General features: G+C 54.5%; 29 protein-coding genes and 3 tRNA genes. 13 read left to right on the top strand and 19 right to left on the bottom strand.

Going from position 1 to position 26520, the window contains the following annotated elements; all coding sequences use genetic code 11:
• Positions 1-86: 86 nt before the first annotated feature.
• The 10 genes from BM007_RS13345 to BM007_RS13300 form a co-directional block, all read right to left on the bottom strand.
• Positions 87-602, bottom strand: coding sequence for a GNAT family N-acetyltransferase (locus BM007_RS13345; protein WP_090419156.1), 516 nt, complete (start codon positions 600-602; stop codon positions 87-89).
• On the bottom strand, positions 602-2893 hold the full coding sequence (opgB, locus tag BM007_RS13340) for a phosphatidylglycerol--membrane-oligosaccharide glycerophosphotransferase (RefSeq protein WP_090419424.1): 2292 nt from the start codon (positions 2891-2893) through the stop codon (positions 602-604). The genes BM007_RS13345 and opgB overlap by 1 nt, the downstream gene beginning before the upstream one ends.
• Before the next feature lie 270 nt (positions 2894-3163).
• The gene (locus tag BM007_RS13335; protein WP_061716004.1) at positions 3164-3646 is read right to left on the bottom strand and encodes a YjjA family protein; all 483 of its coding nucleotides are present in this window, start codon (positions 3644-3646) and stop codon (positions 3164-3166) included.
• 83 nt (positions 3647-3729) lie between these two features.
• Complete coding sequence (gene dnaC / locus BM007_RS13330; RefSeq protein ID WP_032643964.1) at positions 3730-4467, bottom strand: replicative helicase loader DnaC; 738 nt, start codon at positions 4465-4467, stop codon at positions 3730-3732.
• The gene (gene dnaT / locus BM007_RS13325; RefSeq protein ID WP_024908281.1) at positions 4464-5009 is read right to left on the bottom strand and encodes a primosomal protein DnaT; all 546 of its coding nucleotides are present in this window, start codon (positions 5007-5009) and stop codon (positions 4464-4466) included. The genes dnaC and dnaT overlap by 4 nt, the downstream gene beginning before the upstream one ends.
• A gap of 136 nt (positions 5010-5145) precedes the next feature.
• Complete coding sequence (locus tag BM007_RS13320) at positions 5146-5574, bottom strand: organic hydroperoxide resistance protein (protein ID WP_023310299.1); 429 nt, start codon at positions 5572-5574, stop codon at positions 5146-5148.
• An 82-nt stretch (positions 5575-5656) separates the two neighbouring features.
• Complete coding sequence (locus BM007_RS13315; RefSeq protein ID WP_023293337.1) at positions 5657-6109, bottom strand: MarR family winged helix-turn-helix transcriptional regulator; 453 nt, start codon at positions 6107-6109, stop codon at positions 5657-5659.
• A gap of 41 nt (positions 6110-6150) precedes the next feature.
• The gene (locus BM007_RS13310; RefSeq protein ID WP_061716003.1) at positions 6151-6792 is read right to left on the bottom strand and encodes a TetR/AcrR family transcriptional regulator; all 642 of its coding nucleotides are present in this window, start codon (positions 6790-6792) and stop codon (positions 6151-6153) included.
• Positions 6793-6859: 67 nt separating this feature from the next.
• Complete coding sequence (locus BM007_RS13305) at positions 6860-7333, bottom strand: threonine/serine exporter (RefSeq protein ID WP_024908279.1); 474 nt, start codon at positions 7331-7333, stop codon at positions 6860-6862.
• Positions 7324-8100, bottom strand: a complete 777-nt coding sequence (locus BM007_RS13300) for a threonine/serine exporter family protein (RefSeq protein ID WP_024908278.1) — start codon at positions 8098-8100, stop codon at positions 7324-7326. The genes BM007_RS13305 and BM007_RS13300 overlap by 10 nt, the downstream gene beginning before the upstream one ends.
• 411 nt (positions 8101-8511) lie before the next feature.
• On the opposite strand from BM007_RS13300, the gene BM007_RS13295 reads away from it, so the two are divergent.
• Complete coding sequence (locus BM007_RS13295; protein WP_024908277.1) at positions 8512-9249, top strand: helix-turn-helix transcriptional regulator; 738 nt, start codon at positions 8512-8514, stop codon at positions 9247-9249.
• Positions 9246-9881 carry a DNA-binding transcriptional activator BglJ gene (gene bglJ / locus BM007_RS13290; protein ID WP_032649905.1) on the top strand — a complete coding sequence of 212 codons (636 nt, stop codon included), beginning with the start codon at positions 9246-9248 and terminating at the stop codon, positions 9879-9881. The genes BM007_RS13295 and bglJ overlap by 4 nt, the downstream gene beginning before the upstream one ends.
• 38 nt (positions 9882-9919) lie before the next feature.
• Here bglJ and BM007_RS13285 read toward each other — a convergent pair whose 3' ends face one another.
• Positions 9920-10378: a YbaK/EbsC family protein gene (locus BM007_RS13285; RefSeq protein ID WP_008502085.1), complete on the bottom strand. Its 459-nt coding sequence runs from the start codon at positions 10376-10378 to the stop codon at positions 9920-9922.
• 328 nt (positions 10379-10706) lie between these two features.
• Between BM007_RS13285 and BM007_RS13280 the strand changes: the two genes are divergently transcribed.
• Positions 10707-12053: a PTS sugar transporter subunit IIC gene (locus BM007_RS13280; RefSeq protein WP_024908275.1), complete on the top strand. Its 1347-nt coding sequence runs from the start codon at positions 10707-10709 to the stop codon at positions 12051-12053.
• 537 nt (positions 12054-12590) lie between these two features.
• Here BM007_RS13280 and fhuF read toward each other — a convergent pair.
• Together fhuF and BM007_RS13270 are read right to left on the bottom strand one after the other, a co-directional pair.
• Positions 12591-13379 (bottom strand): siderophore-iron reductase FhuF, encoded by a 789-nt coding sequence (fhuF, locus tag BM007_RS13275; RefSeq protein ID WP_061716000.1) that lies wholly within the window; start codon positions 13377-13379, stop codon positions 12591-12593.
• 95 nt (positions 13380-13474) lie between these two features.
• Positions 13475-14539 (bottom strand): GGDEF domain-containing protein, encoded by a 1065-nt coding sequence (locus BM007_RS13270; RefSeq protein ID WP_032649902.1) that lies wholly within the window; start codon positions 14537-14539, stop codon positions 13475-13477.
• A 215-nt stretch (positions 14540-14754) separates the two neighbouring features.
• Between BM007_RS13270 and BM007_RS13265 the strand changes: the two genes are divergently transcribed.
• The gene (locus BM007_RS13265; RefSeq protein ID WP_048991757.1) at positions 14755-15024 is read left to right on the top strand and encodes a DUF1435 domain-containing protein; all 270 of its coding nucleotides are present in this window, start codon (positions 14755-14757) and stop codon (positions 15022-15024) included.
• A gap of 38 nt (positions 15025-15062) precedes the next feature.
• Here the strand turns inward: BM007_RS13265 and BM007_RS13260 are convergent.
• The 4 genes from BM007_RS13260 to rsmC all read right to left on the bottom strand — a co-directional run bounded on the left by BM007_RS13260 (position 15063) and on the right by rsmC (position 16597).
• Positions 15063-15148 (bottom strand) — tRNA-Leu (locus BM007_RS13260).
• A gap of 47 nt (positions 15149-15195) precedes the next feature.
• Positions 15196-15282, bottom strand: a tRNA-Leu gene (locus BM007_RS13255).
• A 28-nt stretch (positions 15283-15310) separates the two neighbouring features.
• Positions 15311-15397 (bottom strand) — tRNA-Leu (locus tag BM007_RS13250).
• A gap of 171 nt (positions 15398-15568) precedes the next feature.
• Positions 15569-16597: a 16S rRNA (guanine(1207)-N(2))-methyltransferase RsmC gene (gene rsmC, locus BM007_RS13245; protein ID WP_024908271.1), complete on the bottom strand. Its 1029-nt coding sequence runs from the start codon at positions 16595-16597 to the stop codon at positions 15569-15571.
• 102 nt (positions 16598-16699) lie between these two features.
• Here rsmC and BM007_RS13240 point away from each other — a divergent pair, with 102 nt between their 5' ends.
• From BM007_RS13240 to BM007_RS13205, 8 genes are all read left to right on the top strand, one after another.
• Positions 16700-17113: a DNA polymerase III subunit psi gene (locus BM007_RS13240; protein WP_032649897.1), complete on the top strand. Its 414-nt coding sequence runs from the start codon at positions 16700-16702 to the stop codon at positions 17111-17113.
• On the top strand, positions 17082-17525 hold the full coding sequence (rimI, locus tag BM007_RS13235) for a ribosomal protein S18-alanine N-acetyltransferase (RefSeq protein ID WP_023334424.1): 444 nt from the start codon (positions 17082-17084) through the stop codon (positions 17523-17525). The genes BM007_RS13240 and rimI overlap by 32 nt, the downstream gene beginning before the upstream one ends.
• A 20-nt stretch (positions 17526-17545) precedes the next feature.
• Positions 17546-18223 carry a pyrimidine 5'-nucleotidase gene (yjjG, locus tag BM007_RS13230; RefSeq protein WP_008502077.1) on the top strand — a complete coding sequence of 226 codons (678 nt, stop codon included), beginning with the start codon at positions 17546-17548 and terminating at the stop codon, positions 18221-18223.
• Between the two features lie 91 nt (positions 18224-18314).
• Positions 18315-19904: a peptide chain release factor 3 gene (gene prfC / locus BM007_RS13225; RefSeq protein WP_024908269.1), complete on the top strand. Its 1590-nt coding sequence runs from the start codon at positions 18315-18317 to the stop codon at positions 19902-19904.
• Positions 19905-20203: 299 nt separating this feature from the next.
• Positions 20204-20821 (top strand): molecular chaperone OsmY, encoded by a 618-nt coding sequence (osmY, locus tag BM007_RS13220; RefSeq protein WP_039260909.1) that lies wholly within the window; start codon positions 20204-20206, stop codon positions 20819-20821.
• A 127-nt stretch (positions 20822-20948) separates the two neighbouring features.
• Positions 20949-21110 carry a DUF1328 domain-containing protein gene (locus BM007_RS13215; RefSeq protein ID WP_003856556.1) on the top strand — a complete coding sequence of 54 codons (162 nt, stop codon included), beginning with the start codon at positions 20949-20951 and terminating at the stop codon, positions 21108-21110.
• Positions 21111-21230: 120 nt separating this feature from the next.
• The gene (locus BM007_RS13210; RefSeq protein ID WP_024908268.1) at positions 21231-22283 is read left to right on the top strand and encodes a patatin-like phospholipase family protein; all 1053 of its coding nucleotides are present in this window, start codon (positions 21231-21233) and stop codon (positions 22281-22283) included.
• The gene (locus BM007_RS13205; protein ID WP_024908267.1) at positions 22280-23062 is read left to right on the top strand and encodes a TatD family hydrolase; all 783 of its coding nucleotides are present in this window, start codon (positions 22280-22282) and stop codon (positions 23060-23062) included. The genes BM007_RS13210 and BM007_RS13205 overlap by 4 nt, the downstream gene beginning before the upstream one ends.
• Here BM007_RS13205 and BM007_RS13200 read toward each other — a convergent pair.
• The gene (locus BM007_RS13200; protein WP_090419153.1) at positions 23057-23917 is read right to left on the bottom strand and encodes a YjjW family glycine radical enzyme activase; all 861 of its coding nucleotides are present in this window, start codon (positions 23915-23917) and stop codon (positions 23057-23059) included. The genes BM007_RS13205 and BM007_RS13200 overlap by 6 nt on opposite strands.
• A complete protein-coding gene (locus BM007_RS13195; RefSeq protein ID WP_090419149.1) occupies positions 23892-25439 on the bottom strand; it encodes a YjjI family glycine radical enzyme in 1548 nt (515 codons plus the stop codon). Before BM007_RS13195 ends, BM007_RS13200 begins: the two co-directional genes overlap by 26 nt.
• 262 nt (positions 25440-25701) lie before the next feature.
• On the opposite strand from BM007_RS13195, the gene deoC reads away from it, so the two are divergent.
• A complete protein-coding gene (gene deoC / locus BM007_RS13190; protein WP_003856543.1) occupies positions 25702-26481 on the top strand; it encodes a deoxyribose-phosphate aldolase in 780 nt (259 codons plus the stop codon).
• Positions 26482-26520: the final 39 nt, after the last annotated feature.

Here is a 26520-nt window from a genome sequence, read left to right as displayed (position 1 = left end):
GCGTTGTGCCGGGTGACGGCTGCGCCTTACCCGGCCTACGGTTCAGGGTTTTGTAGGCCCGGTAAGCGCAGTGCCACCGGGCGATATTACAGAGGCAGGCGCATGGCGCAGCGCGTTTCATACGCGAAACCGTGCGCTGTCTCTTCTTCCCTTTTCTGACGCAGTTCAGGCGTCAGCGTCGTCATTTTTTTAAACCCTAGCTTTGCATAGAACGGCGCGTTCCACGGTACGTCCCGGAACGTCGTCAACGTCAGCGACGTCAGCCCCAGCGTGCGGGCATGGTCAGCCGCACAGGCGATAAGCTGCCGGCCAATCCCTTTTCCCTGCCAGTTCAGATCGACCGAAAGCTCCACGATAAACAGCGACGAAGAGTGCGCTTCGGTGAGGATAAACCCCACGGGGCGGTCGTTCACCCGCGCCAGCCAGCTTAGCCCACGTTCGACATACTCAAGGTGCTTCTCAGCAGAAATGACTTCACCGTCGGCAAGCCAGGCGAGCTCCGGGTCTTCACGAAAGCGCTCGCCCGCCGCGCGTTCAATGGCGGGCAGGGCGGCAACGTCGCCGGGACGTGTGGGTCGAAGGGTGATGTTAAGGTCGACCATTAGCCTGCTCGACTCACAATTTTAATTTCGACCATGCCAATTCCGAGCTCGCGCGGTGAATGGCCAAGAATATTCCCTTCATTGGTGGACTGCGGATCCGGCGGGACGATCACCAGGGTATTGCTGCGCGAAGGATTCTCAAAATGCAGCGTATGCGTGCTCACGTCGTTCCCGAGCGTCAGCGTCTGCTCCCGATCGCCCACGCGCACCGGTACGGGCTTGTTAGCGTTAGGGCCATACGCTCTGGCGGTGATCACCAGGTCGAACTGTTCCGGCAGCGGATGGGTGTACTCAATTTTCACCTCATTGCCCAGCTGCGCGTTTGACCAGCGTCCCCAGGACTCCGGCCGCGAGATGCCGCTAAACTGCTTCACTTCTTCCGGCGCGCCGGCCACGTTAAAGATAAAGCTGTCCGCTTTGTAGCGAATATCGTTGTCGCTGATTTTCAGCATGTCGATGTTGTGCTGATAGCGCGCCGTATCAATTACCGTATCTTTAAACGCGGTTTTGCCTTTCCACTGGGCTTTATCCACGTGCTGTACGGTTTGCTCCCCGCCAAGCTGACCCTGAGAGACGCACCAGTCGGTAGAGAGCGCCAGCGGCTGCGACCAGAGCTGGCCCATCTTGTAACATCTGTCGACCCAGACGAAATTATCGCGTGGCGCAAAATCGGCCAGCTGATAGCGCAGCGGCGCGGAATATTCGCTTTCCGGCAGGGGCTCAACGCGTCCCTCCGACACGCGCACCAGCAGCGGCAGACGGAAGTTGCTGCCCGAGAAGGCAATGGTGTTTTTATCCCGATCGACGGTGAAGTCCTTCATCTCTTTCGGGAAGTTCCACAGGCGGATGATGTCGGGCTTCCAGGCAAGGATTTTTTCCTTCATGTTGAGGAACACTTCCGACAGGGATTGCCCCGACAGCGTGCTCCGGCCCAGGCCAATAAAGTTGTCACCGCCCAGGATGTCCAGCACGGTGGCGCCGTTATCCATGGAGTTGCGTTTGGTGGCGATCTCCTCCTGCTGCGGCTGGTCGCCGCGCAGGACGAAGAACAGATTGCTGCGATCCTGCTTGTTGAGCTGATCCCAGGCGCTGTTTTTCATCGCCAGATGGTCAGACGAAACGACGATGACGGTGTTTTTAAACCAGGGTGAGGCTTTGATTTTCTCGACCAGCGCGGCAATGTGCTCCTGACTGCAGGTGACGGCGCTGAACGATTTATTGTTTTTACCATCAATGTCATAGCTTTTGCGCTTGCAGGTGCGCGAGACAAACCCGTCCGGATGGTGGGTGTCCACCGTCAGCGCAAAGAGAGAGAAACGCTTGCCCGCGCGGGACAGCTCCTCGAATTTCTTCCAGGTTTCGTCGAGTACCGTATCGTCATAGAAGCCCCAGTCGTTGCGGTAGTTTGGGTCGGCAACCGTCGTTTTTAACTCTTCTGAGCCATACAGGTGATCAAAACCGTGGGATTTCAGGAACACATCTTTTCCGGCGAAGCGCAGGTTTGCCCCCTGCACAAAATAGTTTTCGTAACCGGAGTTTTTCAGGATATCGCCGAGGCAAATATTCTGCGGGAAGAAGGTCGACATGGAGGCTGAGGCGTTACCTTCAAAAGGCGCGAACAGCGGGATACCGCACTGGGAGGCAACCATCCCGGCAATCGTGTAATCCGTACCGGGCAGCTGCATGGTGTGGCTGAAATCAAGACCTTCATTTTTCAGCGCACCCAGGTCCGGCGTCAGGTCAGGGAACGCATCGTTATCAAAGTACGTGCGTTCCAGGCTTTCACCGTAGATGTAGACCAGGTTGAGCTTCGGGTTGGCGATCGTTTTCGACGGCTCTTTGTAGTAAGCCACGAAATCCGGATCGCCGTCGCGCGACTGGGATTTCACCAGCTCGGTGATCTGATGGAACGCCGGGCTGGCGTCGACGGAGGCCAGCGCCAGGAATAACGCCAGCAGGCTGTAGCCATGATGGTGTGGATGATGGCGACGTCGACGCAGCACCCAGGCCAGCGCGCCAAAAATGGTGACCAGCGCGACGACAAGGCCGAGCCCCGGAAGAATGTACTTGCTGACCCCCGCGCCCGTCAGGCTGTTTGTCAGCGTGTAGAGCACCGCATCGTTAATGCCGTCACCGGTAAAGTAATCGCTGGCGTATAAGGTAATGTTTAAAATAATAAAAATGCCGAGCACAACCAGCGTGGCGATAAACCACCAGGTGTGACGGCCGGCTTTGCAGGCGTAAACGCCGACAGAAGCCAGAAAAAGGATAAGAGACATGAATTCAGACAACAGCATATCCTCGTGACGCCAGATGCTTCGCTGGCTAACTGTTTATTTTTTGGGTCATACAATGTAATTGCGATGTCGTTAAGCTGCAATTTTAGTGTCACGAAAGTGTGCTGTTGTTAGGATTTGGTTTAGAAAATCGTTTTTATGAAGGTGTGCACATCCTGACAAACGGACGCTGAGACGGTGGCAGGTGGGAAAAACGCTCATTTAGCGCCGCGCTGCAAGACTATCGCATTAAACGCGGCGTGTTGTGGCAGAAAATGGGGTGGATCAGGAGATGAAATTAACGCCTTGTTTCAGCACCAGATCGCAGGCTTTGGTTTTCACCTGTTTGGCCAGAGAGGAGTTGCCGAGGGTGCTCAGGTTAAGCTGCTGACCGTTCTGCGCGTTAAGCAGGCCCTGAATGCCGTCCATATAGTTGGTGTCCGCTTTTTGCTCCTGGGTATCCAGACCCAGTTTACCCAGCACCTGGTTTTTCACGTTTTGCGCATCGGTCACGGAGGCCAGTTTTTGCTTCGCGCAATATTCCAGAATCCCCGCCGCGTTGTTCATCGTGCCCGCGCTCAGGCTCTGACCGCTGTTGCCCAGCAGGCTGGTGAGGGAAGAGGCGGAGAGTCCGCCCTGCGTGCTGCTGCTCTCTTTGGTCAGCTCGTTTGCTGCGCTTGACAGGGACTCCTGCCAGGACGCCGCTTGCGCTGCGCCGGTCACCAGCAGCGCGCCTAAAAGGGTGCTGACAATCATCTGTTTTTTCATCATGGCTCTCTCAAAAAGGTCCGTTTTGGGCCGAAGGGGTTCCAGTATATACCTGCGACCTGTCGGCGATTCCTGGAACTGTCTTAATACTCTTTGCCGGTGACGCGGCTGCGGTAACTTTCCCAGTCGAAGATGACATACAGGCTGTTACCCAGCTTCATGCGGTCCATGACGCGTTCCCCCAGCAGGCGGGTCATCTCGTCAATATTGTGGTTCGTCAGCATGCCGGTGGGGCGCTTGGACGAGGAGCGGCGATCGACAATCTGGTTGATGATCACTTTTTCATAGCGCGATTCCGTCTGAACGCCAATCTCGTCGATGACCAGCAGGTCGACATTACTCAGATCGTTAAGCAGCTGTTCTTCGCTGGTTTCGCGGTTGCTGAAGGTGTCTTTCATCGCAGACATGATATCGGCCACGGTGATGATAAGAACCGATTTACCGCGCAGAAGCAGCTCGTTGCAGATAGCGGCAGCAAGGTGATTTTTTCCGGTGCCCGGCTTGCCGCTAAAGATGAAGCTGGCGATATTGCCGTCGAATTCATCCACGTACTGCCGTGCGGCGGCCAGCGCGTTCATCTGCCCGGTGGTCTCAATTTTATAGTTATCGAACGAGCAGTTCTGGTGCAGGGGACGGATACCGGAACGGTTAAAGGTGCGCTGCATTTTCATCGCCCGGTTTTCGCGGGCGAGCGCGGCGGCGCGGATCTCACCTTGCTCTTTTTGCCATGCCAGCAGCTCTTCACCGGTGGTGAAAGCGGGCTTCACGTTGGCAGGCATCATTTTTTGCAGACGTTTCATCAGGTCGCCGACGTTCTTCATTTCGCACCTCGGAATCCGCTGGGGATCTGTTTATCCGGTTCTGAAAACGCATTGATATCACGTTTTGGCTGGCCGTTGTTGCCGGCGCGGGTAATCTGGAGATGACGCGCGAGCTTTTGCTGCCACTGAATGTGGGTGAACACTTTCCCTTCTGCCTGCCACCAGGCGGTAAACGCGGCGAGCTCTTCCGCGGTGGCGGGTTGGGTTAACGCAATGCCCCACAGCGCGGCCTGCCGCTGGAAATCCGCATCCGGTTGCCAGCCCGCATAGAGGGCAAATTTGCCCATCGGAACGGTCACGGGAACGTTAACCGGTTCATCAAAGAACTGGCTATCCAGCGTGACATCGCTCGCCGGGCGTGACACTTGTGCTTCGATCTCCAGAAGCTGTGCCAGACGTTCCGGTGTGATTGCGTAAAACGCCGGCGCGTTGTCGGCAAAAACCGCAACCGTGCCGCCTTCGGCGTGAGTCAACACACCGCGTGGGTCGCGCATAAAGGCATCAATGCCAGCAATGCTGGTGGTCAGAAGTCTGGAGGACATAACGCTTACTCTACTGATTACTACGGGCGTGATATGGACTTATGGTAGCACAGAGAGGGGAAAGGAAAGGAGGGGTAAAGTGCGGGCTGATGCCCTCACCCTGACCCTCTCCCACAGGGAGAGGGAACAGAAGGGATTACGCGATGATGTTCAGTGTCACGTCAATGTTGCCGCGGGTCGCGTTAGAGTACGGGCAAACAATGTGCGCCGCATCGACCAGCTTTTTGGCTTCCGCAGGATCCATACCTTCAACGTGGATGTTCAGTTTCGCTTCGATACCAAAACCGGTTGGCAGGGGGCCAATACCCACTTCGCCTTCAATAAAAGCATCTTTAGGTAGGGTAAATTTGTCGCGTGCGGCCACAAACTTCATCGCGCCCAGGAAGCAGGCAGAGTAGCCGGCAGCAAACAGCTGCTCAGGGTTCGTCACTTCTCCCCCCATGCCGCCCATCTCTTTTGGCACGCCCAATTTTACGTCCAGTACGCCATCGGAGGAGGTGGCTCGGCCGTCACGGCCTCCGGTGGCTTTTGCTTTGGCGGTATAAACAACTTTTTCTAAAGACATGGCAGGTTCCTCATCTTGTTTAATGTGCACTATTAAATAGCGTGCGATATATATGGGTAATAATCACGCGTAAAGTATAGCTTTACGCGCGGTGTAGCTGTTGTCGCAAAAGTTCGAGCTGCTGTTTGAGCGCCAGCAGGGTGTCGGTATCACACTGCGCTGCGCAACCCACCGCATGGGGGATACCCAATGCCTGCTGCTGCAGTTCACGTCCCGCTTCACTCAGGGTGACGGCGACCTGGCGTTCATCTTTGCGTGAACGGTGGCGGTTGATGAGCCCGGCGCTTTCCAGACGCTTCAACAGCGGCGTCAGAGTTGCAGAGTCCAGAAACAGCCGTTCACCGATGTCCGACACCGTCATATCATCCTGCTCCCACAGCACCAGCATCACCAGATATTGCGGGTAGGTCAGGTTCAGCGGTGCCAGCAGCTGCCGGTACAGCTTGTTAAGCGCCAGGTTTGCCGAATAGAGGGCAAAGCAGAGCTGGTTATCCAGCTTGAGCGCAGCGGTTGCGTCGTTCGTTTTCGCGTTCATGAGATGAATATAGATAGTGCGCGATTTAATTGCAAGCAATTTTATGGGCAAGTATAGCGGAGCGCCACCTGAACGGCCATTTTGCGGTAGTGCTGGCGCTGAGCCTGCTCGTTTGCGCTTTCTTCAAACAACAGCGTAAAGGTGTAGCTGTTGGCAACGTAGTGAAAGCTGAAGCTGCTTATCAGACGATGAAGATCGCGGGCGTCTACCGTCTCACTGAAGAGCTGTTTTTCTTTGCCCCGGCGCAGGATCTCCTCCAGCAGGTCGAGCGCGCTGCGGTTGACCTGGCGGAGATAGCTCGACTGCTGCATAAAGCGGCCGCGCTGCATGTTTTCCATGCAGATAATCCGGATGTAGTCAGGGTGGTCGGCATGATAGTCAAAGGTGGCTTCAACCAGATTGACCAGCGCTTCGACCGGGGGCATTCCCGTCAGGCTTAGCGCTTTTTCACTGGCGCGAATCTGGGTGTAAACATGTTCCAGAACCAGGAGATAGAGGTTCTCTTTATTCTTGAAATGGTAAACCACCATGCGTTTGGTGGTACCCGCTTTCTCTGCGATCTGCTCCATCCGTGCACCGTTCAATCCATACTCGGCAAAAAGCGCGATGGCGCTCTGAAAGATTTTCTCTTTCAGGCTGGATTCTTCACTGTGCTCGGGGTGTTCGCTGCCAGGGTTAGCCACATCCTTTCCTTATTTTCACCAAACGGACCAGAAGAATTATCTCCACGGCAGCGAAATAATACAAATATCAAACGCGTGGGCGTTTGCGGTACAGCCACAGTCCGGGGATCGACAGCCCGATAGAGAGCGCGCCGACGATGGATGACGCCTTAAGGAAGTTGCTCAGGAGGAGGATCATCTGAGGCTCGGTATAACCGAAATGGCTGATTTTCACTGCGGAAATCATCGCCGTATACGCAGATATGCCTGGGAACATCGGGATCACCGCGGCAACGGTGAACACTTTGGGATGCGCCAGATACCAGCGCGACCACTGGATGCCGATACTGCCGACCAGCATGGAAGCGATGAACGTTGACCATTCGATGTTGAAACCCGCCGTCATCATCACCATTCGCGAGCCATGGCCAATCGCACCCAGCAGCGCGCACCACGGCAGCGCGCGTTGCGGTACGTTAAATACCATCGCGAAGCCGACGGCAGGGATGGCGGCCAGAAGCATGTCCTGTGCCAGCGCCAGCAGAAAATCTATCACGCCCATCCGCGTAACCCCCAGAGAGTCATGGCCATGACCACGCCGATGCAGGTCGCCAGCGTCAGCAGGCTGGCGATAGCCCAGCGTGCCAGACCGGTATTGATATGCCCTTTAAACATGTCGGCGACGGCGTTGATCAGCGGAAAGCCCGGGACCAGCAGAAGCACGCTGGCGGCCATTGCAACGGTTGGGGTGTTGGCAAACTGCGGCAGGCGCAGAAGCAGGCCGGAAACCGTGGTGGCGACAAACGCGGTAATGCAGAAGTTAATTTGCGGGTGCAGCTGCCGGTGCGTGAGCAGCTGGCGAACATACATGGCGATACTGCTGGCAAAAAAGGTGACGAGCGCGCCGTCCCAGCCGCCTTTATTGAGCTTACAAAAGCAGGCGCAAGAGAGCCCTACCATTAACACGACGAGCCAGCGCGGATAACGTAATGGCTTGATCTGGTTGAACCGTTTTTCAATTTCATGAAGATCGAGAAGCTTGTGTTCAGCAAGGATGACGATGTGCTGCACTTCGGTCACGACGTGCATGTTAATACCGCGGTCATGGTTTTTGCGTGTGGAGGTCAGGCACTGACCGTCTTTGATCGTGGTCAGCACAATGGCGTTAGATGAGATTGCGCTTTCAACGCTATCCATACCCAGCGCCACTCCCAGCCGGGTGGAGAGCTCCTCAACCAGCGCGCTTTCCGCGCCGTGCTGGAGCAGAAAAAGACCGCACTTTATACATAGCCGCGTGATAGCACGCTGCGTTGACCGATCTGCCTGCATGTATTGTCCTGAAAAAGATGGATAGGTTGCCGGTTAGCCCGTAGTGAGTACTTTTAGCACAAAGTGCAGTCCCTCTTGCTGTGGGCCAGATCAAGGTTTGTGCAAACAGTTTCAGCCCGTATCACGAAAGGGGCGTTGGATTAATTTATCAATGCGGTGAATTATAAATATAAAAATATAGAATATTTGTATTTAGTTATTCTAATTTTATATTGTCGTTATTTTAATGGCTCCGCAATTAAATTTATTTGCGCTTTATGAGATATTACCGTTGTTTTAGGCATTTCTTATACTAAGAACATATCTCATCTTCTGCTTGTATTAATCAGTTTTACACTCAGGGACGAAAATACTCATACATTGGTACGTTTTAACGTTACTCATCAAATGAAGAATGGACACGGAGGGTCTATGTTGTCATTGCATGGTAAGTATGGCGTTGTCATTAGCCGGATGCCCGTGATGCAAAACGGGTTAGGGGGCGTGATGGCACGCCATTTCCCGGATTTTGAATTGACCTATTGTCGCTCATTGCAGGAGTTAACACTGCTCCAGCTACGCCGCGCAGATGTCATTATTGCCGATATTTCAGGTGAATACAGAAATCCTCGGGGAACCCTCGAAGAGTATTACGGTTTATTGAACCAATACCGGGACATTCACTGGATCTTTTTAGTCTCGCGGCCGCTTTACCCTATTGCGGTTGAGTTGCTTATGCGCCCGGAAAGCACGTTGCTGTCTGATATGGAGCCCATTGAAGGCGTGGTTAACGCGATTCGGGCAGGTAGCGAGCGGGCAGAGCGGATAAGCCAGACGTTATTAACCCCGGAGCCTCAAAGTACGGAGGATGAAGACGAACACGTTATCGCACTCACGCACTCCGAACGCAAGGTACTGCGTCTGTTAGGTAAAGGATGGGGGATTAACCAAATCGCCACATTGCTGAAGAAGAGCAATAAAACCATCAGTGCGCAGAAAAACAGTGCGATGCGGCGGCTATCTTTACGTAGTAATGCCGATATGTACGCCTGGATCAACAGTACGCAGGGAATGAGAGAGCTGAATTTGATGTCAGCCTATGGAGAGTTTGAGGAATGGAAAAAACCGATTCAACACGACATATCGCCATCGTCGAAAATTGCACGATGAGTGCTGTTGGGCTACAGCATTTATTTGCGATGCCCGGCCTGAATCACTATCAGCTGCATCTGTTTAGCGAATTTGACAGCTTCAAGAAAGCACTTCAGCACGTCAATTTTTTCTCGCTGATCTATTCACTTTCCGATGCACGAGAGGAGCGCCGTAACTGCCTGGCGCACCTGCGGGAACTCGCGTTTACGCATGGTCATATCCAGCGCATTATCCTGGTCGCTGATGAGACGGAAGCACGGTTAGTTAGCCATCTTTCACCGTCACGCCTTCACGGTGTGGTCAGTAAATCGCTGACGCTTGAGCACCTGCAGCAGGAACTTATGGTGTTGTTGAGTGAAACGCTGCGCATCAATGACAATATGATGAATCACTGGTACCGGAGCCAAAACAGAATGTTAAGCCCAACGGAACGGGCAATACTGCGTTATATGTCTTGCGGCTATTCTATTCCTCAAATTGCGGCACAGCTTGAACGCAATATTAAGACCATTCGGGCGCATAAGTTTAATGCGATGGTGAAGCTGGGGGTGAGCTCTGACGTCGGGTTGCTCGATGCGGCGGATATTATTACTCACCTTCCGGCAAGAGAACCGCGAAGTTCGGCACTCAGCAAGCCGACCTTTTTATAGCCAGCCCGCTGCGCGCCAGACAGGCTCTGGCGCATCAATCAGATGCAAACGTCAACCCACTTTGCGGAAGTCAGCTCTGCCATTCTGTCAGGTGAAATACGCACGGCACTATGAATTGCGCCTGCGGCGGGCAGGACTTCGGCGTACTGCTTTAATGAGATATCGCAGTAAACCGCGAGCGGATTTTCCAGCCCGAACGGGCACACGCCGCCAACGGGATGACCGGTGATGGTCACCACTTCATCACTGCTGAGCATGCGCGCTTTCGCACCAAACGTGTCTTTCAGCTTTTTGTTATCCAGGCGCGCATCGCCTTTCGCCACCACCAGAATCACCTCATTTTTCACCTTGAGTGACAAGGTCTTGGCGATTTGTCCCGGTTCAACACGATGGGCGGCAGCAGCCAACGCAACGGTAGCGGTACTCTGGCTAAGTTCAATTACGTCTATATCCGGCGCGTTGTCGGCAAAAAACTGCTGTACAGACTGCAAACTCATTGTTTCCTCCTGACAAATATCCTGCGTAATCTGTCATAAGAATTTATGCTCTGTAAATATCTCTTAAGTAACAAATATCCCGAACGGCTGATTTCTGGATCCTCTTCACATTCACAGAAACCGGTTACAGTAACCGGTTGCAGAGCGTGATGCGTCGATTAATACTGAGTACGTAACGTCCCCTGTATCCAATAATAAGAGCCAAATATGAAACCATTTCGTCTGAGCAGTACCACTGGTACACAAGCCAGCAAGGTTGTGAAGCTGATTTATGGAACAACGTGCGGCGCGAAAGTGCCCGTAACAAACGTCTGACAGGAGATCTGCCATGTCTGCCAACCATGCTGCGTTTAACCTGATATTCCGTTTCGTTGAAAATTACGTGAGCCCGATTGCCGGGCGGATCTCTTCCCAGCGTCATGTCATGGCTATTCGTGATGGGTTTATCTCCGCGATGCCATTTATGATTGTGGGTTCATTTTTGTTAGTGTTCGCTTACCCACCTTTTTCGCCTGATACCACGTGGGGTTTCGCCCGCGCCTGGCTGGATATGGCGAAGCAGTTTGAAGGCCAAATCCTGACGCCGTTTGATATGACGATGGGCATTATGTCCATTTATATCTGTGCGGCCATTGCCTATAACCTTGGCAAACACTATGTCAAATCGCACCAGTTAGACCCGTTCATGTGCGCCATGCTGTCGCTGATGGCGTTTCTGCTGGTCGCGGCACCGAAAACCAAAGGCACGCTTCCTGTCGACAGTCTGGGGGGAACGGGGATTTTTACCGCGATTCTGGTGGCGATTTACTGCGTTGAGATGATGCGTTTCCTCAAGGCGCATAACATCGGTATTCGCCTGCCAGACCAGGTTCCTCCGATGATCAAAAACTCTTTTGATCTGCTGATCCCGGTGCTGGTGGTGGTGTTAACGCTCTATCCTCTGAGCCTGGTCATTCAGTCTCAGTTTGGCATGCTGATCCCGCAGGCCATTATGTCGGTCTTTAAACCGCTGGTTTCCGCGGCGGATTCACTGCCTGCGATCCTGCTGGCGGTGTTGATTGGTCATCTGCTGTGGTTTGCCGGGATCCACGGCGCCGCCATCGTCTCCGGGATGTTGCAGATGTTCTGGCTGACTAACCTGGGCGCTAACCAGACCGCGCTGGCCGCCAGCCAGCCTCTGCCGCATATCTTCATGGAGGCGTTCTGGACGTTCTTTATCGTGATTGGCGGGTCGGGAGCCACGATGGGGCTGGTGATTTGCTATCTGCGTAGCCGTTCAGCGCATTTACGCTCTATCGGGCGTTTGAGCGTGGTGCCCAGCTTCTTTAACATCAACGAACCTGTCATTTTCGGTACACCAATCGTGATGAACCCGGTGTTCTTTATTCCGTTCCTGCTGGCACCGATGGTTAACGCCGTGCTGGCGTGGGCGGCGATGACGTTTGATTTGATTGGGCGCGTCATCTCGGTCGTTCCCTGGACGGCACCGGCGCCGATAGGCGCAGCGTGGGCTCTGGGCTGGGACTTCCGCGCCGCGATTCTGGTTGTGGTTCTGGCCTGCGTATCGGCGATCATCTACTTCCCGTTCTTCAAAGTGTATGAGAAGCAGCTGCTGGAGCAGGAAGCGGAAGAAGCGCAGCGTAATGCTGAAGAGGACAATCAGCAGGTGGCTTAGGTAAAAGCAAAACGGCAACGCAGGTTGCCGTTTTTTGTGTTTGTTCCCTCTCCCCGTGGGCTGAGGAATCCCCACAAAATAATGCCTGCACGGACGACCCCCTCTCCCTTGAGGGAGAGGGCTGGGGTGAGGGGGAACATACGGCTGTGGTGGTCATTCCGTTCACTTTATGTTTCTTGCTACTCTGTAAGGACATGACCGGTGAACGTGCCATGGCGGCTCAATCGCCGCCGCCCTGGCGACCCGGGCTCCCGGCGGTAAATCGCCGCTTCGCGGTCCCCTCAGCTTATTCCTTCAGGCTATCGGGTCGGGCATGAGCCTGCATCCCTGCAGGCCACGCCCTCTCGGCGCATCCCTGCGCCTCGCCCCGGCCTTACGGAAACGCTTCGGCGATTTACAGCCGGACCAGGGCGTCGCTGTAAGTTATTAATTTTTTTGAAGCAACGTTCATCGCTTCAGGTAAAAAAATTACTGGGGATTCCTCAGTCCTGTGGGAGAGGGTCAGGGTGAGGGCATCAGGCCGGGCAATTCACTGCTCTACTTCAGCGTGCAATCCCCGCATTGCTTAACGTCCGGCAGGCGATAGCGCTGGCAGCAGGTGCGACGAACCAGAAGCCCATCACGGAGCACGACGGTTCGGAACAACGGGTTGTCACGGCCATCGGAAAGCTGTTTTGCAAAGAAACAGGACTGACGCAGGGCGTCAACGTTCTCATCACCGAGAAGCGGCTTCATTTCCGTTAAATACCAGTGGATTAAATAGCCCGTATTGCTCCAGATAAGCTTCCCGTTAATCTCTCCTGTCGCTTCAAGCGCTTCTACCACCGGGATCAGGGCCTGAGTGACCAGCTGTTCCATACGCTCCTGAGCCGTCAGGCGTTCCGCATTCTGGTCTTCGTGAAGATCAATCCAGAAGCAGGCTGCACGCCCGGTTTCGTGAAACTCGACGTGAAAATTATCCGGCGAGAGTTCCAGCATGCTCTTCTGTGTTAAGAGCGCCAGCATGAGGGGAGGCACCATCAGCCCGATATACCACTGTGCCCAGAGTGAGAGCAGGGGTTTATTTTCCCGCGTAAGGGTGGGCTGATTGCGATAGATATGGTCGGAATAGGTGGCCAGCAGCGATTGCAGTTTTGCCGGTTGGCGCCACTCTGAGAGCGTCATGGCGTGGTTCGGGGGTGCTTCATCAAGCCGGATAAAGTCCAGCAGGTGGGCGCGCGTTTCCGCAATCTTATCCCGTATGGCATCCGCAAGCGAAGCATTCCCGCTGGTGAGGGGCGCTCGCCAGAGGAGGGGTTCGACGATGTGTGCGGTATGCGTGGCCATAGTATAGATAGAAATCTAAATGATAATGATTGCCAATCCTAACTATTGCTCATACCAATGGCAAGACTTTTGTCCTGGTGACATCGCCGTGATGTTTACGCCGTCTGAATCTCTTCACTCAACAGAATGTTATTGCGGCCCATATGCTTTGCTTCGTAGAGGGCTTTGTCCGCTTTTTCCAGCGCGCCTTCCACGTCTTCATCCTCGAAAATGGCAATACCAATGCTGATGGTGACGTTTGTCGCGACGCTTTCGTTAAACAGATGCGGGATTTTCAAATCGTAGACTTTCTGACGGATCCGCTCGGCCGTCTGACGAGCATGTTCGAGTGAAATGTTGGTCAGCAGCACCATAAACTCTTCCCCACCAAAACGCGCCACAATATCGCGAGAACGCACGGCATCGCGGATTGCCGCAGAGACGCGCTTCAGCGCCTGGTCGCCCATCATATGGCCGTAATGGTCGTTATAGGCTTTGAAGTGGTCGATATCCATCAGCAGGACAAAGTGCTCACCATTCTCTACCGTGGGCAAATTCTCCAGACGGCTTTGCAGACCGCGACGATTATAGAGCCCGGTAAGCGGGTCCATCATGCTGAGATCGGTAAGGGTTTCCCGTTCCTCCAGAAGGCGAGAAAGGAGCTCCTGAGCAAAACGGTCGTTGCGTCTTTGCAAAATGTTATGAATAGCAATTGCCACCACAGGAAGTGCGAAAGAATAGGTCATTCGCAGCCATATATCGTGATCGCTTAACCACAGGCAGACAATAAAGGTGGGCAATGAATGTAGCGTAAAGGCTTTGATATTACTGGCGAACGCCAGCGTGCCGATAAAAAGCACCGTTAAAAGGGCGATTAACAAATACGTCGCATGATCGTGGGTAATTAAGGCGAATTTGGAGACAATTTGCCAGGCCCACAAAATACCGAAGATCCCTGAAACGACAGGAATATTTATCTTCCGCGCGCGCTTTCTCCAGTGCCAGACGAACAGGCCGGTACTGATGGAGAATATAGCAATCAGAGGGGCGGAAAACAGTCGTACAGAATTGAGCGGGTTTGTTACCGAGAACACTGCCGATGTTGCGTTCAGAAATAAAAATAAACGTAACGATAATTGATATTTTCTGTGAACCAAAGACCGCCAGGATTGTGATGTCATAGTCGTGTATTTTTATTAAAATTTAATTAAAACAAATAAATAGATGTCGTTTCGCAATTAAATATGCAAAAAGCTCAAAGAGTAATTATCAGAAAATCTTTAGACGTTGTTAACAGGTGCGCAATTTATCACCTTAGGCAATTCCTGTCATTACGGGAAAGGTAAAGGTCGATGGATTTTGATTCATTCAGCTGACAAATGATAATTCCTGTCATATGATATTGGTTATCATTATCGTTGTGAGAGGGCAGATCATGTTGAACAGGGCGCTGGGAAGTTGTTGGGGGGTATTGCTACCGGGAGCCATTCTCTGCGGTTTGACGTTTGCCGATCTCTCTCTCGATACCTGGAAAGCCATCATTGTATCAGGACTGTTAGTCACGTCAGGCATGATCTGGCATAAGCAACTACGTCACTTTGTTTTACTGCCATCCTGCGTAGCACTGGTCAGTGGAATTCTGGTGATACTGATGAGTTTGAAATAACAGGGAAAAGAAGATATTCAGAGGGGTTGTAAGATAATTGGTGCGAGGGGGGGGACTCGAACCCCCACATCCTAAGGACACTAACACCTGAAGCTAGCGCGTCTACCAATTCCGCCACCTTCGCACAGTCATCTTACTATTTACATCATTACTATGTTGATATCGCCTCGTTGGTGCGAGGGGGGGGACTCGAACCCCCACATCCGTAAGGACACTAACACCTGAAGCTAGCGCGTCTACCAATTCCGCCACCTTCGCCCAGTGCGAGCAATATCATCGTGATTTATGGTGCGAGGGGGGGGACTCGAACCCCCACATCCGTAAGGACACTAACACCTGAAGCTAGCGCGTCTACCAATTCCGCCACCTTCGCATACCATCGATACTGTAAAAGTATCGTAACCACGGAGGCGCATTCTAGATGTTTTCAGCTTTACGTCAACTGAAAAGTGCGCACCTTTTATTGATTGCTGCAAAAATGGCCGGAACTGAGACGCCTGCTTGCCGGATAGTGATTGCGCTTATCCGGCCTGCAGGAGTGAGATTACTTTTTGGCCTGGCGCGTCATCACGGTACGATAGACCTTAAAGCGGCCGGTCTGGGCGATCACTTCGTGGAAGCCAAAGGTTTCGTCCAGCACTTTCGGGTACGCCAGGAAGGCGTTCGCAACGATACGCAGCTCGCCGCCGCTGTTAAGGTGACGGGTTGCGCCACGGATCAGCGTTTGTGCCGCTTCAAGGCTGGTTTCCATACCGTCGTGGAACGGCGGGTTAGAGATGATCATGTCGAAGCGACCGGTGACGTCAGAGAAGACGTTGCTGGCAATCACCTCGCCTTCAATGCCGTTTGCGGCAAGCGTTGCGCGGCTGGCTTCAACCGCCGGGGCGCTCACGTCACACAGGGTTAAGCGCACCTTTGGCGAATGGCTGGCGAGCACGGTAGAGAGCACGCCCGCGCCGCAGCCTACGTCCAGCACTTTGCCTTTGGTGTGCGGCGTCAGAGTGGAGAGCAGCAGCTTGCTGCCCGTATCCAGCGCGTCACGGCTGAACACGCCCGGCAGGGTTTTGATGGTCAGGCCGTCAAGCTGGTATTCATCCCAGTAAGCCTGCGCATCAAACGTTGTCTGTTTTTCCAGTCGTCCGTGGTACAGACCACAGCGGCGAGCGCTGTCGACTTTATTCAGCGGCGCGTAGTCTTCCAGCATCTGTTCAGCGCTACGCACGCCGCTGCGGTTCTCTCCTACCACGAAAATATCGCAGCCGACCGGAAGCAGGGAGAGCAGGTTCATCAGCTGGAACTGGGCTTCCGGTTTATTCTTCGGCCAGTAGTAAATCAGCGTATCGCAGTCGGCGATATCGCTCTGCTCCGCCACCAGGCTAAAGCGCGCGCGCTCGCCCATCTGACGGCTCAGCACCTGCCAGTGGTGGTAATATTGGGTGTGGGCACGGCTTTCAGCACAGTCGAAACGCGCGGGCAGGTCATCCTGCATATCTCCGGCAAACAGAATACGGCTTTCTTCGAAATCATCACTGTGACGCAGCAAGACTTCACTTGCCGGGGTAAATGCAGACATGAATTGTTCCTCAATAAACTCAGGCGGGGATTATAGTAGGTAGATGGCGCACTTTCGACACATTTGCTATATTTGCGCGCCTGAGAGACAGGAGTTTTCCCTATGACATCCCGACGAGACTGGCAGTTGCAGCAGCTGGGCATCACCCAGTGGGCTTTGCGTCGCCCGACGGCGTTTCAGGGCGAAATCGCTATCTCCATCCCGGCGCACGTTCGGCTGGTGATGGTGGCGGAAGAACTGCCTGCCCTGAATGAACCCCTGATCGATGATGTCCTTCGCAGCCTGAAGCTGACGGCCGACCAGGTTTTACCGCTGACGCCAGAGCGTGTCGCGATGCTGCCTCCTGATAGCCGCTGTAACAGCTGGCGTATCGGAGAGACAAACGAGATCCCCCTCCAGGGGAGCCAGATCTGCTCGCCAGCGCTGGACGAACTGAAAGCCAACCCAAAAGCGCGCAGCGCGCTATGGCAACAAATCTGCGAATATGAACACGATTTCTTCCCTCACGACGCCTGACCTGACCACAGCGTTTGCGATTGAAACACGCGCCCACGCGTTTCCGTGGAGCGAAAAAACCTTCGCCAGCAATCAGGGCGAACGGTATCTGAACTACCGCCTGGACGTTGACGGCACCATGGCCGCTTTCGCGATCACGCAGGTTGTTCTTGATGAGGCGACGCTGTTTAATATCGCGGTTGATCCCGCGTTTCAGCGCCGTGGGCTGGGAAGAGAACTGCTTGAGCACCTCATCCGTGAGCTCGAAACCCGTGACGTTTTCACCCTGTGGCTGGAGGTGCGCGCGTCGAATGTCGCCGCCATCGCGCTCTATGAAAGCTTAGGCTTTAACGAGGCGACAATCCGCCGTAACTACTACCCCACCGCAGAGGGACGTGAAGACGCCATCATAATGGCTCTGCCGATTGGATAATAAAAAATAAGGTTGTAACGATGAAATGGGACTGGATTTTCTTTGATGCCGACGAAACGCTATTTACGTTCGATTCGTTCGGCGGCCTGCAGCGGATGTTTCTCGACTATAGCGTGACCTTCACCGCTGAAGATTTTCAGGACTATCAGGCGGTAAACAAGCCGCTGTGGGTGGATTACCAGAACGGTGCCATCACCGCGTTACAGCTTCAGCACCAGCGCTTTGACGTCTGGGCGGAACGTTTAAAGGTCAGTCCGGGGACGCTGAACGAGGCGTTTCTGAACGCGATGGCGGATATCTGCGCGCCACTGCCGGGCGCGGTTTCCCTGCTGAATGCGTTGAAAGGTAAGGTAAAACTGGGGATCATCACCAACGGTTTTACCGCCCTGCAGCAGATCCGCCTCGAGCGCACCGGCCTGCGCGATCATTTCGACGCGCTGGTGATCTCGGAAGAGGTGGGTGTACCTAAACCGGATCCGCGAATTTTCGATTATGCGCTGGCGCAGGCCGGTAATCCCGACCGCGATCGCGTCCTGATGGTGGGTGATACGGCAGAGTCAGATATTCTGGGCGGTATGAAGGCCGGTCTGTCGACCGTCTGGCTCAACGCGCATGGCCGCGTGAAGCCTGAAGGCATCGAGCCGACCTGGACCGTGACGTCGTTGAACGAACTGGAGCAACTCCTGTGTAAACAATGATTGCCTGCCCCCCGTTGATGGGTAAAATAGCCGCAATTTTGTATTCCATGATGCGTGGCGTGCTGCCGCGCTTATAAAAGAAGATTTAATTATGACGTTGTCTCCTTATCTGCAAGAGGTGGCCAAGCGCCGCACTTTTGCCATTATCTCGCACCCGGATGCCGGTAAAACGACCATCACTGAGAAGGTGTTGCTGTTCGGACAGGCGATCCAGACTGCGGGTACCGTTAAAGGCCGCGGCTCCAGCCAGCATGCAAAATCTGACTGGATGGAGATGGAAAAGCAGCGTGGTATTTCGATTACCACCTCCGTGATGCAGTTCCCGTATCACGACTGCCTGGTGAACCTGCTGGACACCCCGGGTCACGAAGACTTCTCCGAAGATACCTACCGTACCCTGACGGCGGTGGACTGCTGTCTGATGGTGATCGACGCCGCGAAAGGTGTAGAAGACAGGACCCGTAAGCTGATGGAAGTCACCCGTCTGCGCGATACGCCGATCCTCACCTTTATGAACAAACTCGACCGTGACATCCGCGATCCGATGGAAGTGATGGATGAAGTGGAAAACGAGCTGAAGATCGCCTGTGCGCCAATCACCTGGCCAATCGGCTGCGGTAAGCTGTTCAAAGGGGTTTATCACCTCTATAAAGACGAAACTTACCTGTATCAGACCGGTAAAGGCCACACCATTCAGGAAGTGCGCATCGTGAAAGGTCTGGACAACCCGGATCTGGACGCGGCGGTTGGCGAAGAGCTGGCCGCGCAGCTGCGCGACGAGCTGGAGCTGGTGAAGGGCGCGTCTCACGAGTTCGACAAAGAGCTGTTCCTGAGCGGTGAAATCACTCCGGTCTTCTTCGGTACCGCACTGGGTAACTTCGGCGTTGACCACATGCTGGACGGTCTGGTGGAGTGGGCGCCGCGTCCGATGCCGCGTAAAACCGATACCCGTGAAGTGGAAGCGCAGGAAGAGAAATTTACCGGCTTCGTGTTCAAAATTCAGGCCAACATGGACCCGAAACACCGCGACCGCGTGGCCTTTATGCGCGTGGTGTCCGGTAAGTATGAAAAGGGCATGAAGCTGCGCCAGGTGCGTACCGGGAAAGACGTTGTCATCTCCGACGCGCTGACCTTTATGGCGGGTGACCGTTCGCACGTTGAAGAAGCCTATCCGGGCGACATCATCGGTCTGCACAACCACGGCACCATCCAGATCGGCGACACCTTCACGCAGGGTGAAATGATGAAGTTCACCGGTATTCCGAACTTCGCACCAGAGCTGTTCCGTCGTATCCGTCTGCGCGATCCGCTGAAGCAGAAACAGCTGCTGAAAGGCCTGGTTCAGCTCTCCGAAGAGGGCGCCGTGCAGGTCTTCCGCCCGATTGCGAACAACGATCTGATCGTTGGTGCGGTCGGCGTGCTGCAGTTTGACGTGGTTGTCGCGCGTCTGAAGAGCGAATACAACGTGGAAGCGATTTACGAGTCGGTGAACGTCGCGACCGCGCGCTGGGTCGAGTGTTCTGACGTGAAGAAATTCGAAGAATTTAAGCGTAAGAATGAAGTTCAGCTTGCGCTGGATGGTGGCGATAACCTGACCTATATCGCGCCAACCATGGTGAACCTGAACCTGACGCAGGAACGTTATCCTGACGTTCAATTCCGTAAAACCCGCGAGCACTAATCCCCTCTCAGAGCACGGCTGCCGCCGTGCTCTTCTTTAATTCCTGTCTTATTAATCCCTTGCGGAATGTTCTTAATTCAACGCAATTTCACGCTATTCGCGCGTTTTTTACCCAATTCTGAAAGCGGCTCTGTGAGAGTGATCTATATTTAACTCAGTGTTTAACACCGGGCGTGGATAAATTAACTGTTCAATGCATGACTTTAGGTTATCCATTTTGCCCGTGTGTTTATTCGCAATATATATCACTACTAAGGAAGTGCGTAGCCCGAATAACGGGTCAACACAGGAATAGATCGATGAATATGACAAGACTGAAGATTTCTAAAACTCTGCTGGCTGTAACCCTGGGTAGCGTTCTGGTGAGCGGCTCCGCCCTCGCGGAAAGCAGCACCATGGATAAAGCACAATCCACGGCCGATAACGCAGGGCAAAAAATCGATAGCTCTATGAATAAAGTCGGCAACTTCATGGATGACAGCTCAATCACAGCAAAAGTGAAAGCCGCACTGGTGGATGATGAAGCCATTAAGAGCACCGATATTTCCGTTAAGACCGACAAGAAAGTGGTCACGCTGAGCGGCTTTGTTGAAAGCCAGGCTCAGGCAGAACAGGCGGTGAAAGTCGCGAAAGGCGTCGAAGGTGTTGCCTCCGTCAGCGATAAGCTGCACGTACGTGACGGCAAAAACGCGTCGGTGAAAGGTTACGCCGGTGATGCCGCCACCACCAGCGAAATCAAAGCTAAACTTTTAGCAGATGACATCGTGCCGTCCCGTAAGGTGAAAGTAGAAACCACCGATGGTGTGGTTCAGCTTTCCGGTACGGTAGATTCGCAGGCGCAAAGTGAACGTGCCGAGTCCATTGCGAAAGCGATAGATGGTGTTAAAAGCGTTAAAAACGATCTGAAAACGAAGTAAATCTGGACCATTCGCCCGCCTGGCTAACACCTGCGGGCGATATAAGAACGACTCTGGAAAAACGCCGGTGAGTGACCTGAGCGCTCACGTTTAGCGGCCGACATTAACTATGGTAAAGGAGAAGCTTATGTTTCGTTGGGGCATTATATTTCTGGTTATCGCGTTAATTGCCGCCGCATTGGGCTTTGGTGGACTGGCAGGTACAGCGGCATGGGCAGCTAAAATTGTCTTCGTTGTGGGTATTATTCTGTTCCTGGTCAGCCTGTTTACGGGTCGTAGACGTCCGTAGCAAACGCAATATTCCTTCAACAAAAAAAAGCCAGTCGCAGTGACTGGCTTTTTCTTATTTGCGTAACAGGTCGGGTGCGTTACTGTGGTGTTATAAAATAATCAAAACAGGAAAGCAGAGGTGGGGCAACGAATTCCCGTTACGCTCGGCAATATTGCGCCGCTGACGTTAAAACCGTTTCGCGCAGGTCAACTCGCGCTGGTCTGCGAAGGTGGAGGACAGCGCGGCATTTTCACCGCCGGCGTGCTGGACGAATTTATGCGCGCGCAGTTCAACCCGTTTGACCTCTACTTCGGCACGTCTGCCGGGGCGCAGAACCTTTCTGCCTATGTCTGCAACCAGCCCGGCTACGCGCGAAAGGTCATCATGCGCTATACCACGGCGAAAGAGTTTTTTAATCCGGTGCGCTTTGTGCGCGGCGGTAACCTGATCGATCTCGACTGGCTGCTGGAGTCGACCTCCAGCCAGATGCCGCTGGCCATGGACACCGCGGCCCGTCTGTTTGATAGCGGCAAAGAATTCTGGATGTGCGCCAGCCGGGGGGATGACTATTCGCCGGGCTATTTTTCGCCTCAGAAAGAGAACTGGCTGGACATCATCCGTGCCTCCAGCGCGATCCCCGGTTTTTATCGTACCGGTGCGCTGCTGGACGGCATTAGCTATCTGGACGGGGGGATCAGTGACGCGGTACCGGTGCAGGAAGCCGCCCGTCGCGGGGCGAAAACCATTGTGGTGATCCGTACCGTACCGTCGCAAATGTATTACACGCCGCAGTGGTTTAAACGGATGGAGCGCTGGTTGGGCGACAGCAGCCTGCAGCCGCTGGTGAACATCGCGAAGCAGCATGAAACCACCTACGGCGCGATGCAGCGCTTCATTGAAAAACCGCCGGGTAAGCTGCGTATTTTTGAAATCTATCCGCCTAAGCCGCTGCTGAGCATGGCCTTGGGCAGCCGCGTCCCTGCGCTGCGCATGGATTACAAAACGGGACGGCTGTGCGGGCGCTACTTCCTGGCAACGGTGGGGAAAATGCTGGCGGAGCAACCGCCGCTTCATCGCCATAAACGCATTATTACGCCGCCTGCGATTGTCGCTAACGATGCCCTGACGATGCCGCTGGTGGATATTCCGCAGGCGAATGACGCTTTACTGGATAACGAGGATCTGGCGTGACGCACCGCTTTGTCGATACCCACTGCCACTTTGATTTCCCGCCGTTTACGGGGGAGGAAGCGCAAAGCATTGCGAAAGCCGCTGACGCAGGCGTTCAGGCCATCATTGTGCCGTCAGTGGAAGCGGCGTACTTTTCCCGCGTGCTGGATCTTTCTGCACGGCACCCCGCGCTCTATGCGGCGCTCGGCCTGCATCCGATCGTGATTGAGCGGCATCGTGATGAGCACATAGAGAGACTTGATGAGATAGTGCAGACCGCAGGCGACAAGCTTGTCGCCATCGGGGAGATCGGCCTCGATCTTTATCGCGAGAACCCGCAGTTTGAGCGCCAGCAGACGATCCTCGACGCGCAGCTCAGGCTGGCGAAGCGTCACGATCTGCCGGTGATCCTCCATTCAAGACGCACGCACGATAAGCTGGCGATGCACCTGAAACGCATCGATCTGCCGCGCAGGGGCGTCGTGCACGGTTTCTCCGGCAGCCTGCAGCAGGCGCAGCGTTTTATTGAGCTGGGCTATAAAATCGGCGTCGGTGGCACCATCACCTATCCGCGCGCCAGTAAAACCCGGGACGTGATGGCACAGCTGCCGCTGTCGGCGCTGCTGCTGGAAACCGACGCGCCGGATATGCCGCTGAATGGTTTTCAGGGTCAGCCGAATCGCCCGGAACAGGCGGCGCGCGTGTTTGCCACCCTGTGTGAACTGCGAAAAGAGCCTGAAGAGGTGATTGCCGATGCGCTGCTGGAAAATACGCGGTCGGTATTTGGTATCACGCTATAGGTAAAGCGCCGGGCGGATCACCGTTATCTTCTGTTTTTCCAGCGCCAGTGCCAGCGGTTCAACGTCTTCCGGCGTGGCGCTGCGCCATGACGCCGCCTCACCGTACACGCCATGCGCATGAAACGCGTTAATACGCACCGGAATATTCCCCAGCCCGTGGATAAACGTTGTCAGCGGTTTCAGATGTTCCAGATAATCACATTGCTCTGGGATCACCAGGAGCCTCAATTCAGTCAGCCGTTGATGCTGTGCCAGCCAGCGAATACTCTGTTTAATCTGCGGGTTTTCGCGCCCGGTCAGAAAACGGTGATGCTCATTGTCCCACGCCTTCAGATCCAGCATCGCGCCATCCAGTACCGGCAGCAGCTTTTCCCAGCCGGTTTCGCTTAACAGACCGTTGCTGTCGACCAGACAGGTGAGGTGGCGCAGGGCAGGATCGGCTTTGATCGCGGTGAACAGGGCGATCAAAAACGGTAATTGCGTTGTGGCTTCACCGCCGCTGACGGTGATCCCTTCGATAAACGGTGCGGATTTGCGGACCTGAGCGAGGATCTCTTCCACGCTGAAGCGGTGCGCCATAGGCGTTGCCTGCTGCTGACACAGGTGCAGACAGGTGTCGCACTGCTGGCAGTCGCTCTCCTGCCACCAGACGCGCCCGGCCTGAATGGTCAGCGCGTCGTACGGACAGTGGGGCACGCAGTCCCCGCAGTCGTTGCAGCGGCCAATCGTCCACGGGTTGTGGCAGGTTTTACAGCGCAGGTTGCAGCCCTGCAGGAACAGGGCCAGGCGGCTGCCCGGCCCGTCCACGCAGGAAAAAGGAATGACCTGACTAACTAAAGCGCATCTGCTGTTCATGGCTAATCACGCGCGGCTGACGTTCCAGAATGCGGGTATTGCGTGCGGCTTCTTCCCCCAGCCACGTGGTGTTCGTTCTCGACCCTGCTTCCCGGTATTTCTCCAGATCCGATAGCCGCACCATATACCCGGTGACGCGCACCAGATCGTTACCCGCCACGTTGGCGGTAAACTCGCGCATACCCGCCCTGAACGCGCCCAGGCACAGCTGAACCACCGCCTGCGGGTTGCGTTTTACCGTCTCATCCAGCGTCAGGATATCGCTTATCCCGGAAGAGTAGTGCTTGTGATGGGGAGCTACCGCCAGCAGGTGGCTGATGGGATCCGGCTCGTCGCCGTAGGGCAGGCGCGCGCCCGGCGTGGTGCCGGAGTCGGAGCTGATCCCCGACTGCGCGTGAAGCATCGCGCGCTGCTTCCAGCCGTGCTTCACCGGCGTGTTTTCGACAAACACCGCAAGCTGTTCGCTGATGCGATAGCCCAGCGCGTTGGCCTGCTCATCTTTGCCGTAACGCCCCGCGATGCCAGCTTTCTCACAGAGCACGTTTACCGCTTCCGCCAGTCCGTACATGCCAAACATCGGCACAAACCGATCGGCATCAATCAGCCCCTCTTTTACCAGGAAGCTATTCTCAAAGAAGCCAGATTGCTCGTACAGGAAACCACAGCGTGCATCGATGATGGCCATTTGCTGCTGGCAATAGTGCGGGAGCGTGCGGGTGAAGAAGTCTTCAATGGACGTGCTGCATTCAGCAATGGCTTTGAGGTTAAGGCGCACCAGGGTGCTGCCACCGCCAGCCAGAGGCAGGGAGTTGTAACAGCTCACCACGCCATAACGACCTTTTGTGAAAATTTTATCATTCACCGGGCCATTAGAAATATGCGGTTTACTGCATTCACATATGTTTTTTGCTACCTCAAGCAGCAAATCGTCCGGGGTGGTCTCTGGATCATAAATAAAGGTCAGGTTCGGCGCGACCTGCTTCAGCTCTGCATCGGCACGCAGAATGGCACGGGTGATGGGCGTATCTTCCGGCCCGATATTGGCATGCATAAAGGCATCCGGCAGCGTACGGTCAAGATAGCGCCAGAAACGTTTTATTCGGCTATTGATTTCTTCTTGTGTTAGAATTCTAACATATGGTTGCAGCAGCGCATCAAGCTGGCCGAGATAGACCGGCATCGATGTGACGGACGGAACATGGTGATAAAGGATGGTTAGCAGCGAGAGGGCATCGTCGAGATCTTTTGCCCCTTCCAGCTCCAGCCATTCTGAACCGTTAGCCAGAAATTTTGCGTAATCCGGCAGAACGTAACGGGGTTTGTAAGGCGCATGGCCTTCGAACATGTCGCAGATAAACCCCTCGTCCAGCGCGGCGCGCGCAGCTTCAGGAAGTGCCGGATACGGCAGGTTGTTTTCCGCTTCCAGCGCCAGAAAATGACGTTTTTGTTCCGGGGATAACACCGGGCTTGTCACAATCTGCTGGCAACGTTGCTGCAGGGCGTCGGGGCTGGAGTGGGGCATATTCGCTTCCTTGAATGTTCTGCGGATGATGAACGGATTGTAGAAAGCCTGCCTGTTGGCGCTTTTGATCCCACAGGGGGTATTGCTGCTTTAGTCGGCAATTTGCGCACTAAAGTTTGAAGAAGATCTCATTACAGTAATGCAAATTTGTACGCAGTTTTCATTAACTGTGATGAATGTCGAAGTGTGGATGCGGGTGGATGTTAGAATACTCACAGACCTGCAAGGTAAAATTTATACGGCACTGCCGTTGGAGATTGTTATGACCGATTTAACTGCAAGCAGCCTGCGCGCGTTGAAACTGATGGACCTGACTACCCTGAACGATGACGACACCAATGAGAAAGTCATCGCCCTGTGCCATCAGGCGAAAACGCCAGTGGGTAACACCGCAGCCGTTTGTATCTACCCGCGCTTTATCCCGATTGCCCGTAAGACGCTGAAAGAGCAGGGCACGCCGGACGTGCGCATTGCAACCGTGACTAACTTCCCGCACGGCAACGACGATATCGAGATTGCGCTGGCAGAAACCCGCGCGGCGATTGCTTACGGTGCAGACGAAGTTGACGTGGTGTTCCCATACCGCGCGCTGATCGCCGGCAACGAGCAGGTCGGTTTTGACCTGGTGAAGGCCTGTAAAGACGCGTGTGCGGCGGCAAACGTGCTGCTTAAAGTGATCATCGAAACCGGCGAGCTGAAAGAAGAGGCGCTGATTCGTAAGGCATCTGAAATCTCCATCAAAGCCGGTGCGGATTTCATTAAAACCTCTACCGGTAAAGTGCCGGTTAACGCCACCCCGGAAAGCGCGCGCATCATGATGGAAGTGATCCGCGACATGGGCGTGTCCAAAACCGTTGGTTTCAAACCTGCGGGCGGCGTGCGTACCGCCGAAGACGCGCAGCAGTTCCTGGCGATTGCTGACGAACTGTTCGGCGCCGACTGGGCCGATTCCCGTCACTACCGTTTCGGTGCGTCCAGCCTGCTGGCTAGCCTGCTGAAGGCGCTGGGTCACGGCGACGGTAAGAGCGCAAGCAGCTACTGATTGCCAGACAACGCCGGATGACGCTTCGCTTATCCGGCC

Source organism: Enterobacter sp. NFIX59, assembly GCF_900113755.1.
In the GTDB taxonomy this organism is placed as follows: Bacteria; Pseudomonadota; Gammaproteobacteria; order Enterobacterales; family Enterobacteriaceae; genus Enterobacter; species Enterobacter pseudoroggenkampii.
This window is presented reverse-complemented; position numbering and strand designations above follow the sequence as displayed.

Excerpts from the sequence above, each read along its gene's own strand:
- BM007_RS13345 (WP_090419156.1), bottom strand. The coding sequence starts at position 602 with ATGGTCGACCTTAACATCACCCTTCGACCCACACGTCCCGGCGACGTT.
- BM007_RS13335 (WP_061716004.1), bottom strand. The coding sequence starts at position 3,646 with ATGAAAAAACAGATGATTGTCAGCACCCTTTTAGGCGCGCTGCTGGTG.
- dnaC (WP_032643964.1), bottom strand. The coding sequence starts at position 4,467 with ATGAAGAACGTCGGCGACCTGATGAAACGTCTGCAAAAAATGATGCCT.
- dnaT (WP_024908281.1), bottom strand. The coding sequence starts at position 5,009 with ATGTCCTCCAGACTTCTGACCACCAGCATTGCTGGCATTGATGCCTTT.
- BM007_RS13320 (WP_023310299.1), bottom strand. The coding sequence starts at position 5,574 with ATGTCTTTAGAAAAAGTTGTTTATACCGCCAAAGCAAAAGCCACCGGA.
- BM007_RS13315 (WP_023293337.1), bottom strand. The coding sequence starts at position 6,109 with ATGAACGCGAAAACGAACGACGCAACCGCTGCGCTCAAGCTGGATAAC.
- BM007_RS13305 (WP_024908279.1), bottom strand. The coding sequence starts at position 7,333 with ATGGGCGTGATAGATTTTCTGCTGGCGCTGGCACAGGACATGCTTCTG.
- BM007_RS13300 (WP_024908278.1), bottom strand. The coding sequence starts at position 8,100 with ATGCAGGCAGATCGGTCAACGCAGCGTGCTATCACGCGGCTATGTATA.
- BM007_RS13295 (WP_024908277.1), top strand. The coding sequence starts at position 8,512 with ATGTTGTCATTGCATGGTAAGTATGGCGTTGTCATTAGCCGGATGCCC.
- bglJ (WP_032649905.1), top strand. The coding sequence starts at position 9,246 with ATGAGTGCTGTTGGGCTACAGCATTTATTTGCGATGCCCGGCCTGAAT.
- BM007_RS13285 (WP_008502085.1), bottom strand. The coding sequence starts at position 10,378 with ATGAGTTTGCAGTCTGTACAGCAGTTTTTTGCCGACAACGCGCCGGAT.
- BM007_RS13280 (WP_024908275.1), top strand. The coding sequence starts at position 10,707 with ATGTCTGCCAACCATGCTGCGTTTAACCTGATATTCCGTTTCGTTGAA.
- fhuF (WP_061716000.1), bottom strand. The coding sequence starts at position 13,379 with ATGGCCACGCATACCGCACACATCGTCGAACCCCTCCTCTGGCGAGCG.
- BM007_RS13270 (WP_032649902.1), bottom strand. The coding sequence starts at position 14,539 with ATGACATCACAATCCTGGCGGTCTTTGGTTCACAGAAAATATCAATTA.
- BM007_RS13265 (WP_048991757.1), top strand. The coding sequence starts at position 14,755 with ATGATATTGGTTATCATTATCGTTGTGAGAGGGCAGATCATGTTGAAC.
- rsmC (WP_024908271.1), bottom strand. The coding sequence starts at position 16,597 with ATGTCTGCATTTACCCCGGCAAGTGAAGTCTTGCTGCGTCACAGTGAT.
- BM007_RS13240 (WP_032649897.1), top strand. The coding sequence starts at position 16,700 with ATGACATCCCGACGAGACTGGCAGTTGCAGCAGCTGGGCATCACCCAG.
- rimI (WP_023334424.1), top strand. The coding sequence starts at position 17,082 with ATGAACACGATTTCTTCCCTCACGACGCCTGACCTGACCACAGCGTTT.
- yjjG (WP_008502077.1), top strand. The coding sequence starts at position 17,546 with ATGAAATGGGACTGGATTTTCTTTGATGCCGACGAAACGCTATTTACG.
- prfC (WP_024908269.1), top strand. The coding sequence starts at position 18,315 with ATGACGTTGTCTCCTTATCTGCAAGAGGTGGCCAAGCGCCGCACTTTT.
- osmY (WP_039260909.1), top strand. The coding sequence starts at position 20,204 with ATGAATATGACAAGACTGAAGATTTCTAAAACTCTGCTGGCTGTAACC.
- BM007_RS13215 (WP_003856556.1), top strand. The coding sequence starts at position 20,949 with ATGTTTCGTTGGGGCATTATATTTCTGGTTATCGCGTTAATTGCCGCC.
- BM007_RS13200 (WP_090419153.1), bottom strand. The coding sequence starts at position 23,917 with ATGAACAGCAGATGCGCTTTAGTTAGTCAGGTCATTCCTTTTTCCTGC.
- BM007_RS13195 (WP_090419149.1), bottom strand. The coding sequence starts at position 25,439 with ATGCCCCACTCCAGCCCCGACGCCCTGCAGCAACGTTGCCAGCAGATT.
- deoC (WP_003856543.1), top strand. The coding sequence starts at position 25,702 with ATGACCGATTTAACTGCAAGCAGCCTGCGCGCGTTGAAACTGATGGAC.